This window comes from Streptomyces montanisoli, from assembly GCF_017813245.1.
Classification (GTDB): Bacteria; Actinomycetota; Actinomycetes; order Streptomycetales; family Streptomycetaceae; genus Streptomyces; species Streptomyces montanisoli.
The window spans coordinates 1-10,234 of record NZ_JAGIQL010000195.1 but is presented as its reverse complement, the minus strand read 5'-3'; the positions used below and the strand labels follow the sequence as shown (position 1 = coordinate 10,234).

Below are 10,234 nucleotides of genomic sequence, written 5' to 3'. Positions count from 1 at the left end.
ATGCCAACAAAAACACACAATATGGGAAGCTAGGGAAGCTGGAGTTGAAACAAGAGATCATCGAATCAAGGGGAGGGGGCCAAGGCGGCGGGCAAGAAGCCCGCCGAGGGCGCGGGCGGCGCCCGCCAGGACCACGGGGAAGACGGCCGGCAGGCGGCCCGGCCCGCCCCCGGCGGCCCCGCCCGCCCCCCGGCTCCGTGGCGGCGCCGGAACGCGGCCGCCGCGGTGCCCGCCGCGAGCGCCGCCGCCGGGTCGAGCGGCGGCTCGTCAAGCCGTACGAGCGGTGGCGGCGGCGGGAGCCGCCACCAGCCGGGCACGGGCCCCGGCACCAGGTCCGTCGTGGCGTACGCGGCCGCGAGCGGGCGCACGCCGACCGCGCCCAGGCGGGCGTCCGCGAAGGCCGGATGGGCGCGCAGCAGGTGCGAGGCCCGGCGCAGCGCGTCGCGCCGCCCGCCCCGCACGGAGGCCAGCGCGTACAGGTGGCCGGTGCCGAGGTAGCCGTCGGCGAGCAGCAGCCCGGCCGCCGCCGGATGACGCGACGCCTCCACCGCATCGGCCGACGCCCCCTCGAACTCGACGCTCCACACGGCCGGTTCTCCCTCGACGGGCTCCGCGGGCCTGGCGTCGAGCACGCTCTCGCACCGCACGAAGGCCCGCCCGGACGCGGTCACCACGACCAGGCCCCGGCCGGCGCGAGGGGCGAGCACCCGCGTCCCGTACAGCACCTCGACGCCGGCCTCGGCCAGCGCCTCCTCGACGCGCAGCTTCACCGCCGCGGGACGCAGCGCCGGCCGCCGCCCCGCCTCGTGGCCCGCCAGCAGCGGACCGAGCAGCCCGGCGCGCTCCGCGCCGCGCGGCACGGTGAGCCAGGGCCGCCCGGCCTCCGTGAGCTCCCCGCCCGGTGAAGCACCCTCGTCCACGAGCAGCACCCGGCGGCCCGCGGCGGCGAGCGCCACCGCCGCGGAGGCCCCGGCGAGCCCCGCGCCCAGCACGACGGTCCCGGTCTCGTACAGCACGGGCAGGGCACGCCCCGGCAGCAGCACTGCCCGCGTCAAGGCCGCGCCCCGTCGGACGGCGGGGCGAGCGGTGGCAGTACGCCGGAGCGTGCCACGCCCGCGTACCAGCGCCCGCTGTCCTTGACGGTGCGCCGCTGGGTCGCGTGGTCCACGTGGACGAGGCCGAACCTGGGCCGGTAGCCCATCGCCCACTCGAAGTTGTCGATCAGCGACCAGTGGTAGTAGCCCTCCACCGGGGCGCCCGCCGCGATGGCCCGGTGCACCGCGCGCAGGTGCGCGTCGAGGAAGGCGATGCGCCGCCCGTCGTGGACGGCGCCGTCGTCGCCCGGGCCGTCCCCGTAGACGGCCCCGTTCTCTGTGATCATCAGCGGCACGCCCGGGTAGTCCTCGTGCAGGCGTACCAGGAGCGCGGTGAGGTCACCGGGGACGATCTCCCAGCCGAGGTCGGTGCGTTCCACGTCCGGGCGGCCCTTGCGCACGCTCCAGGGCCACGGTCCGTCGCCGCCGCCCGCGCCGATGATGCGCCGCGAGTAGAAGTTGACGCCGATGAAGTCGCTCCCGGCGGCGATGGTCGCGAGGTCCCCGTCGCGGACGAAGTCCAGCGGGCCCACCGCCTTCTCCCAGTGCTCCCGCATGTCCCGCGGGTAGCCGCGGCCGTGCACCGGGTCGAGGAACCAGCGGTTGACGTATCCGTCGGACCCCACGGCCGCGGCCACGTCCGCCGGGTCCGCCGCGTCGTCGGGGATGCTCGGGAACAGGCTGTACGCGATACCCGCGCGCGCGTCCTCACGCCCGCGCGCCCGCAGCTCGCCGACCGCGAGGCCGTGCGCGAGCATCAGGTGGTGCATGACGGTGACGGACGCCTTGAGGTCCTTCTCACCGGGCGCGTGCAGGCCGAGCTGGTGACCGAGCAGCCCGACGATCCAGGGCTCGTTGATGGTGACCCAGTCGCGGACACGGTCGCCGAACGCGTCGAAGCAGACGGCGGCGTACTCGGCGAACCGCTCGGCGGTGTCCCGGTCGCGCCAGCCCCCGTTCTCCTGCAGCGCGCTCGGCAGGTCCCAGTGGTAGAGGGTGGCGAGCGGCGTGACGCCCTGCTCCAGCAGCCCGTCGATGAAGCGGTCGTAGTGGTCGAGCCCTCGCTTCTCGACGCGTCCGCGCCCCTCGGGCAGGATGCGCGGCCAGGACAGCGAGAACCGGTGGGCGTTGGTGTGGAGAGAGGCCATCAGCGCGATGTCCTCGGCGCCGCGGTGGTACTGGTCGCAGGCCACGTCGCCCGTGTCGCCGTTCTCGATCGCCCCCTCGGCCCGGCAGAAGCGGTCCCAGATCGACTCGCCCCTGCCGTCCGCGCGGACCGCGCCCTCGACCTGGTAGGCCGAGGTGGACGTGCCCCAGCGGAAGCCGTCCGGGAAGCGCAGGGCGCCCTCGTCGTCGGTGGTCACATGTCCTCCTGGAGTTCGGGCAGTTCGCGGGCGCGCTCGCAGGCGTACAGCAGGACGCCGGCCGACCAGGCGTGGGAGAGCGTCAGCAGCATGCCCTTCGCCTGGAAGCACTCGGTCTGGTAGAAGCGTTCGCTGACCATGCCGCGGTAGGCGTTGAAGTCGCCGTCGGCCCGGGCCACGAACTGCCGGAAGCAGTCGAGGTTCTCGCGCGCCGAGCGCAGGTAGTACGGGTCGCCGAGATGGCGGGCGAGCCGCACCGTCTCGGGCAGGCAGATCAGGCCGAAGGCATGCAGGTGCTGGTTGGACGGGGAGGCCTGGTCGCCCCCGCGGGTGCGGAAGCCGTACTGGCCGAGCAGGGTGTGCGGGCCGAAGCGCACGTCGTAGCTGTAGCGGAAGGTCAGCGTCCAGTCGGCCGCCCGGCGGGCCAGGTCGAGCCACGGCCCCGAGGGGTCGGCCTCGTGCAGCAGTGTGTACGCGATGATCGCGTTGTAGCCGTCCTCCGAGGTCGGCGCCAGCGACACGTCCTCGGGCGCCCCGCACAGGAACTCCGAGCGGACGTCCGCGGCGAACGCCTCGCCCGCCCGGCGCGCGGCATCCAGGCAGCGGGCGTCGCCGAACTCCTCGGCGGACTCCACGAGCGCCCCGATCCAGGCCGCTCCGGCGGCGCCCTCGTAATCGAGGGCGGCGCCCGTCGTGGAGTCGTGGGCCGCGGCGAGCCGGCCCGTCGCCTGATCCTGCCCCGCCAGGGCGGCGGCCAGGTTGGAGCGCACGGCCGACTCCCACAGCGGGTGGTCGTGACCGAGCGCGCGCTCGGCGCGCAGCGCACGCAGCAGGAACAGCGTGGCGTCGCCGAGCGTACGGGCGTGCAGGCGCCTGGCGTCGCCGGTCCACCCCGCCGACCAGCCGCCGCCGGCCGACCACTGGCCCCAGAACGTGCCGCCCGGCGCGAGGTTCTCGGATATGTGGTCCAGTACGGCCACCGCCGCGTCGGTCTTCGCCGCGTCGCCGACCCGCCGCCCGTGCAGCAGCAGGGCGTGCGCGTACGGCGTGCCGCTCACCCACGACACGTGCATGGCGGGCCGGTCACCGCGCTCGCCGAGCGCCTCACGGTCGAACGCGGCCGTCTCCAGCAGCACCGGGGGATCGCTGCGGTAGTGCCAGCGGTGCAGCCCCTCGGCGGACAGCGCGGCGGCCGCGTCGGCGCCGACCCACGCGGCGGGCGCGTCGGGCGCGGGGGAGGAGGCGTGCAGGGCGCGCAGCACCGCCGCGTAGGCGTGCGGGTCGGCGTCGAGCAGGTGCACCGAGAAACGCAGTGTGTGCTCCTCGCCGTGCGCCCACCGGTGCGTGACCGCCTCGGCCGGGCGGGGCTCGGCCGAGCCGTAGTACGACACCGGCTCCTCGCGGTAGGGCGCGTGCAGCCGCAGGGCCGGCCGTGCGCCGTCGACGAGCGCGAAACCGACGCCCTGCTCGCCGAGCGTGCCCTGCTCGGTGGTGGCGAGCGCGGCGCCGCCCAGCCGGTCGCGCGCGAACACGGCTGGCGTGGCGCAGCGGTCCGCGCGAAACGCCCACGCGTCGGACGTCAGCGACGCGGGATCGTGCACGCCCGGCACGTAGCGCGGGTAGGGGCGTGTGCACTCCGCCGTCCGGTTCTCGCCGTAGAAGACCCCGGGCACGAGCCACCCCGGGTCGTCGCTCTCGCCGAGCAGCAGCTCCACGCGCAGCCCCGCGTCCAGCGGGCCGTCCCCGGTGCGGCGGATCGTGAGCCCGGCGGTGTACCCGCCGGCGCCGTCCGGCACGAGCCGCAGGGCGGCGGCGAAGCCGTGCGCCTCGCCCGTCGCGCTCAGCACGCCGTCCTCGCCGCGCGCCACCGAGCCGGCCGGCACGGGCAGACGGCCGCCGTCGCCGGTCATCAGGGTGACGACAGACGGAAAGACGGCCGCCCCCTCGGCGTCGCCGCGCAGCCGCACCTCGCAGGTGCGCTCAGCCACATTCGCGGGCATCGACGTTCCAGCCTTCCAGTAGTACGGACCTGCCGCGTTCGGGCGCGTCGCGCCAGGTGACGGGCACCTCGACGGACTCGCCCGGCAGCAGGTCGAGCATCGAGTCACCGAAGACCGCCCAGCCGGCGGCGTCGATGGGGCGGGCGTCGCTCAGGCAGAGGCCGAGCGCCGCCGCGCCGCCGGTGTTGGTGAGCCGCAGGCCGCCCGGCAGCGCGTCGACGCGCACCTCGGCCGGCGGCAGGTCGAGGAGCGGGGCGAGATCGGCCGTGGCGGAGTGCACGTAGCGGTTGGCCGACCTCAGCTCCCCGGCCGCGCAACGCTGTTCAAGGTCGAGGAGGAACACCTCGCCCGGCACCGCGGACAGCGGCACGCTCAGCACGGGCCCCGTGGTCGCCGCGACCACCGTTCCGTCCAGGGACACGAGCCTCGCCGTCACCACGTCGCCCCGCGCCCCGCCCCAGGCGCGCACGCGGGCCTCGAAGCGGTCGCGGCCCGCCCACGCCTGCGTGGCGAAGGACGCGCACACATGGGCCCTGCGGTAGGCGCGGCGCACGCCGTGGTAGGCGGGCTTCGGATCGCCGCGGTGGTCCACGGACGCCGTGCACCAGGCGTTCGGGAACGGCTCGTTGAACTGCCACGGGATGGTGCCCGCGGCCCGCGGCGCCCGCCGGAGACCCGCCTCGACCGCGTACCGCAGCCCGTCGTACTGCAACTGCTGGCTGGCGCGGCGCACCGTGTCCACGTCGGCGGGCCGCCCGCCGAATGCGGAGAGCACCAGCGGTGTGTTGTTCCACCACGCACCGAGGTGCTCCATGACGGGGTTCTCCCGCCCGGTCGGCCAGTGTGCGCCGGCCGGCACGACGGCGTCCCAGGTGCGCCGGTTGGCCATGCCCTCCACGCCGAACTCCGAGTGCAGCAGCGACGTTCCCGCGTCGTACAGGGCCTGCTGCGCGCCGATCCCCTGGTGCTCCCAAGGACCGTGCACGTCGTGCTGGCCCGACGGGTCGGCGGCGATCACGTCGGCCCTGTGCAGGAACGAGCGGCCCGAGGGGGAGCCCGGCAGCCAGCCGCGGTCCGGGTCGAGATCCGCGACGGCGCGGGCCAGGACGGCCACGACCTGCGAGGTCGCCTCGTCGAGCGGGCGGGCCGTCGCCGTGTCGTGCAGTTCGTTGCCAGGTCCCCAGACGGCGAGCGATGGGTGGTGGCGCAGCAGCGGCACGATCGTGCGCGCCTCGCGGTCCATCAGGGCGAGGTAGCCGTCGTCCGCCGCGGGGACGCTGTCGATGCCCGAGCTGGAGAGGCTGAACTCCTGCCAGACCAGCAGCCCGAGCCGGTCGCACAGGTCGTAGAACTCCCCGGTCTCGATGAGACCCCCGCCCCAGACCCGCAGGAGCGTGACGTGCGCGCCGGCGGCGAGGGAGAGCAGGTGCGCGAGACGGCCCGGCCTCTCGGCGCCGTACAGGGCGTCGTGCGGCACCCAGTTCCACCCCTTGGTGGGGACGCGCCGCCCGTTGACCTCCAGCGTGTACGGCAGTGCTCCGTCCGGCGCCCCCGGGTTCTCCACCAGGCGGACCCGGCGGAAGCCCGTCGTGCGCTCGCACGTGCCGACCGCGCGGCCCGCCGCGTCCCTGGCCGTCACCACGACCCGGTAGAGGGGCTGCTCACCGTGGCCGTTCGGCCACCACAGCCGGGGCCGCTCGACGCTCACCACGGCCTCGGCCGCCTCGCACCCGGCGCCGAACGGCACGCTGACCGACCCGGCCGGCTCGCCCTCGGGGCCCGTCACGGTCACCTCGACGCTTCCCGGCGCCGAGGCCTCCAGGCCGGCGAGGACCCGCACGGTGCCGTCCGCGCCGGCTCCCACCACCACGTCACGCAGCCGCACGGGGCCGGCCTTCTCCAGCCGCACCGGCTTCCAGATCCCCTGGTGCACCATGCGCGGGCAGAAGTCCCACCCGTACCCCATGCGGGACTTGTGGGTGCGTACCCGGTCGGTGCGCCCGACCTGCGGCTCGCCGGGCGGCGCCGGATGCACCACGACGGCGAGCACATGGCGCTCCCCGTCCGCGACATGCGCGGTGACGTCCACCTCGAAGGGCGTGAACATGCCCTCGTGGTGCGCCACTTCGTGCCCGTCGATCAGGACGGTGGCCTCGTGGTCGACGCCCTCGAAGCACAGCAGCGCCCGCTCGCCGTCGCCCAGGCACACCGCCAGGTGGCGCCTGTACAGCCACGAGCGCTGCGGCACCCACTCGTTGAGCAGGCTGTTCGTGCCGACGTACGGGTCGGCCACGAGCCCGGCCCTGTGCAGGTCGTCCAGGACGGACCCGGGCACCCGGGCGGGGAGCCAGCCGCTCTCCCCGGCCGGGCGGCCGGGGCCGCACAGCCAGCGCCAGGTGTCACCCAGGCAGGCGCGCAGCTCCCAGCCGTCGTCGAGCAGTGGCACGGTTCAGGCCCTGCCCTTGGCCGTGCCCGCGTTCCTCGCCGCGCCCGCGCCCTTCGCCGCCGGGCCCGCCTGCTTGGCGGGCAGCTCCAGCAGGTCCGTCTCCACGACGGGCGAACGCGGGTCGCCGGGCACCCGGAACGTCTTGATCTCGCACGCCCCGAACCGCGCCTCGATCACCCGGTCGCCGAGCATCGGCAGGGCGATACGGGCGTCGGTGGCCCTGCCCTGCGACTCGTAGGCGCGCACGACGAGATCGCCCGAACCGTCCTCGTCGCCCTTGACGACCGTGACGAGGACACTGCCCGCGCCGTCGTCCGCGTGCGCCATGCGCTGCGCGAGCGGGCCCGCGTGGAAGGTCTCCAGCAGCGCGAACACCGGCTGGTTGAGCTCGGCCGCCCGCCGCACCGGGTCCGCCTCGCGCCAGTCGGCGCCGTGCGGGACGAGCAGGTAGCGCAGCTCCTGGCGGCCCTGGTCGAGGTAGTCGTACACGCCGTCCTCGTCCAGTGTGCGCGGCTCGTGCCAGGCGTAGACCGGGCTGCGCAGGGCCGTCATGCCGATCTCGCCGCCGAGCACGTCATGGCCGTGCTTGCTGTCGTTGACGACGGTCAGCCCGGCGCGCGCGCCGCCCGGCAGGGTGCCGGTGACGTCCACCCACGCCTGGGTCGGCTCCTCGGTGCCGTCCGGGGTGCGCTCCAGGTGCCCGTAAGGGATCTCGTGGACGGCCGTCGTGTCCGTGAGCGCGGTGGGGAAGCGCAGCTTGAGCAGCTTCAGCTTCTCGTGCCAGTCGACGACGGTCCGCACCTCGACATGGCGGGACCCGGCGGAGAGGACCAGCTCCTCGGCCATCTCCGAGCGGCCGTAGGCGCTCTCGATCCGCAGCACGGCGCGCACGGGCCCCGACTCGACCAGCCGCACACGCCTGCCGGTGAAGGAGCCCACGGCCTGGTCGTAGGCGCGCACGCGGTGGCCCCACGTGTCACTGCCGTCCTCGACGACGACCGCGTGCGGGCCGGGGCGAGGCGGCAGCAATTCGGCGCCGGTGGCCTTGTCCCGCAGCGAGCGCAGCCAGCCGGTAGACGGGTCCACCTCGAGCCGCAGGTGCTCGTTCTCCAGCGTCGTGTCGGTGGCGCTGACCGGGCCGGCGTCGCGCGGATCGGCGCCGGGCAGCAGGTGGTAGACGCGGTGCCCGAGCGGCGGGACGCTCGCGCGGAAGGCGATGCGTCCGCGCGCCCCGGCGAGCGTCGACTCCGACCGGGTCAGCTGGACGGGCACGTCCGCGCCGTCCTCGTCCGTCAGCCGCACCTCGCTCGCGCGGGTGAACTCCGCCTCCACGTCGGTGTCGAGCGGCCACGGGTGCGGGTTGACGACGACGAGCGGCACCGTGCCGTCACGCAGCGGGATGTCGATCCTGCGGGTGACGGCCTGCACGGCCTGGTTGAAGACCTCGGCGGCGATGGAGCGCGCCCGGCCGTAGTCGTCGCGTGCGTCCTCGTACGCCGACCTGATGGAGGTGCCGGCGAGGATGTCGTGGAACTGGTTGAACAGCACCAGCTTCCACGCCTCCGCCAGCTTCTCGGCCGGGTAGGCCTCCTGCGCGACGGACGCGGCGACCGCCGCCCACTTCTCCGCGCGCTGCAGCTCGTTCTCCGCGCGGCGGTTCCACGCCTTCACACCGGAGTGCGCCGAGTAGCAGCCGGGGCCGTGGTGCTGGAGCTCCCCGGCGTGCACGGGCATGTCCTCGCGGTCGCGCACCCGCTCGAAGAACCGCTCGGGGTGGCTGAGTTCGAGGGTGGGCAGGCCGCCGAGGGCGTCGAGGCGGCGGATCGAGTCGAGGTTGGCCTTCGTGGGGCCGCCGCCGTGGTTGCCGACACCGTAGAAGACCATCAGCTCGGGCTCGTCAGGCGGCATCAGCGCCAGCGACTTGTCGAGGTGGTTGCCGATGTCCTTGCCCGGCGTGCAGTACTCGTTGGGCAGCCGGTAGGCGGTGACGCGGGAGCCGTCGGGCGCCTCCCAGTGGAAGAACTGCCCGGGCAGCACCTGCTCGTGGGGTCCTGGCCGCAGGAACACGTAACCGTCCATGCCGGCCTTGCGCAGCAGCTGGGGGAGCATCGCGTTGTGGCCGAACGGGTCCAGGTTGCAGCCGATCGTCGCGGCCGCGCCGAACTTCTCCAGCAGGTAGCGCTGGCCGTAGAGCGCCTGGCGCACGAACGACTCGCCCGAGGGGACGTTGCAGTCGGGCTCCACCCACCAGCCGCCGACGATCTGCCACCGGCCGTCGGCGACGCGCTTGCGTATCGTCTCGAACAGCGCCGGGTCGTGCCGCTCGATCCACTCCAGGTACATGACGGAGTCGCAGGTGAACACGAAGTCGGGGTACTCCTCCATGCGGTCGACGGCGGACTGGAAGGTGGCCCGTATCTCCTGGAGCCCCTCGGGCCAGCGCCACAGCCACACCGGGTCGATGTGTGCGTTGCCCACGAGGTGCAGGGTCCGCTCGCGGGAAGCGGGGTTCACGGTGGTCATACGGCGCTCTCCTGCCGTGTGTCATCGGATGCGGACGAGGTGGGGGCGGCGCCCGCCGCCCAGGCGTCGACGTGCTCGCTCAGCAGGTGGAGCAGCGTCAGGTGCATCTCCTGGATGCGCGCGGTCGCGGTGGCGTGTGCCACCAGGGTGTGGTCCGCCCACTGCGCCGCGGGCAGGCCGCCGTGCTCGCCGCCCGTCAGCAGGACGGTGACGGCGCCGGCCTTGCGCGCGGCCTCGAGGCCGCGCACGACGTTCGCGGACCGGCCCGACGTGGTGAAGGCGACCACCATGTCGCCGGGACACACCAGCGCCTCGACCTGGCGCGCGAACACCTCGTCGTACGAGTAGTCGTTGCCGATGCAGGAGGTCACCGACGGGTCGGTGACGAGAGAGACGGCCGGCAGCGGTCTGCGCTCCCGCAGGTAGCGGCCGATGAACTCGCCCGCCAGGTGCTGCGCGTCGGCCGCGCTGCCGCCGTTGCCGAAGGTGTAGAGCCGTCCGCCGGAGCGGTACACCTCGATCAACCGGTCTCCGACGGCGGTCAGTTGCGGCAGGAGGTCGTGCAGTCGCTGTGCGGCGGCGAGGTGGTCGGCGAGCTGTCCGGCGGGCGCGATGTGGCCGGTCGGTGGGGCGGACATGAAACTCCAGGCTGGATACGGACGGACGGATGTCGTGTGAAGCCGGCGCTCACGCGCCGGGCGTGACGGGAAGGAAGGCGGGCGCGTCGCGGCCCTGCGCGAACGGGACGGTGGGCGTGTGCGGCGCCGCGGGCCGCGCGGGCGCGACCGGTGCGGCCCGCGGCGCGGG

At 74.6% G+C, this 10,234-nt stretch carries 6 protein-coding genes; all 6 read right to left on the bottom strand.

Features of this window, described 5'->3' with window-relative positions; genetic code table 11:
* Window positions 1-65 precede the first annotated feature (65 nt).
* The 6 genes from JFN87_RS29100 to JFN87_RS29075 are packed head-to-tail and all read right to left on the bottom strand — an operon-like array spanning window position 66 to window position 10,065.
* A complete protein-coding gene (locus tag JFN87_RS29100) occupies window positions 66-1,055 on the bottom strand; it encodes an FAD-dependent oxidoreductase (protein WP_209344837.1) in 990 nt (329 codons plus the stop codon).
* Complete coding sequence (locus JFN87_RS29095; RefSeq protein ID WP_209344835.1) at window positions 1,052-2,458, bottom strand: GH1 family beta-glucosidase; 1,407 nt, start codon at window positions 2,456-2,458, stop codon at window positions 1,052-1,054. Before JFN87_RS29095 ends, JFN87_RS29100 begins: the two co-directional genes overlap by 4 nt.
* Window positions 2,455-4,446, bottom strand: a complete 1,992-nt coding sequence (locus JFN87_RS29090; RefSeq protein ID WP_209344833.1) for a hypothetical protein — start codon at window positions 4,444-4,446, stop codon at window positions 2,455-2,457. Before JFN87_RS29090 ends, JFN87_RS29095 begins: the two co-directional genes overlap by 4 nt.
* A complete protein-coding gene (locus JFN87_RS29085) occupies window positions 4,439-6,904 on the bottom strand; it encodes a glycoside hydrolase family 2 protein (RefSeq protein ID WP_209344831.1) in 2,466 nt (821 codons plus the stop codon). The genes JFN87_RS29090 and JFN87_RS29085 overlap by 8 nt, the downstream gene beginning before the upstream one ends.
* A 3-nt stretch (window positions 6,905-6,907) precedes the next feature.
* Entirely contained in the window at window positions 6,908-9,427 is a 2,520-nt protein-coding gene (locus tag JFN87_RS29080) for an alpha-mannosidase (RefSeq protein ID WP_209344829.1), read from the bottom strand.
* On the bottom strand, window positions 9,424-10,065 hold the full coding sequence (locus JFN87_RS29075) for a D-sedoheptulose-7-phosphate isomerase (protein WP_209344827.1): 642 nt from the start codon (window positions 10,063-10,065) through the stop codon (window positions 9,424-9,426). Before JFN87_RS29075 ends, JFN87_RS29080 begins: the two co-directional genes overlap by 4 nt.
* Between the last annotated feature and the right edge of the window lie 169 nt (window positions 10,066-10,234).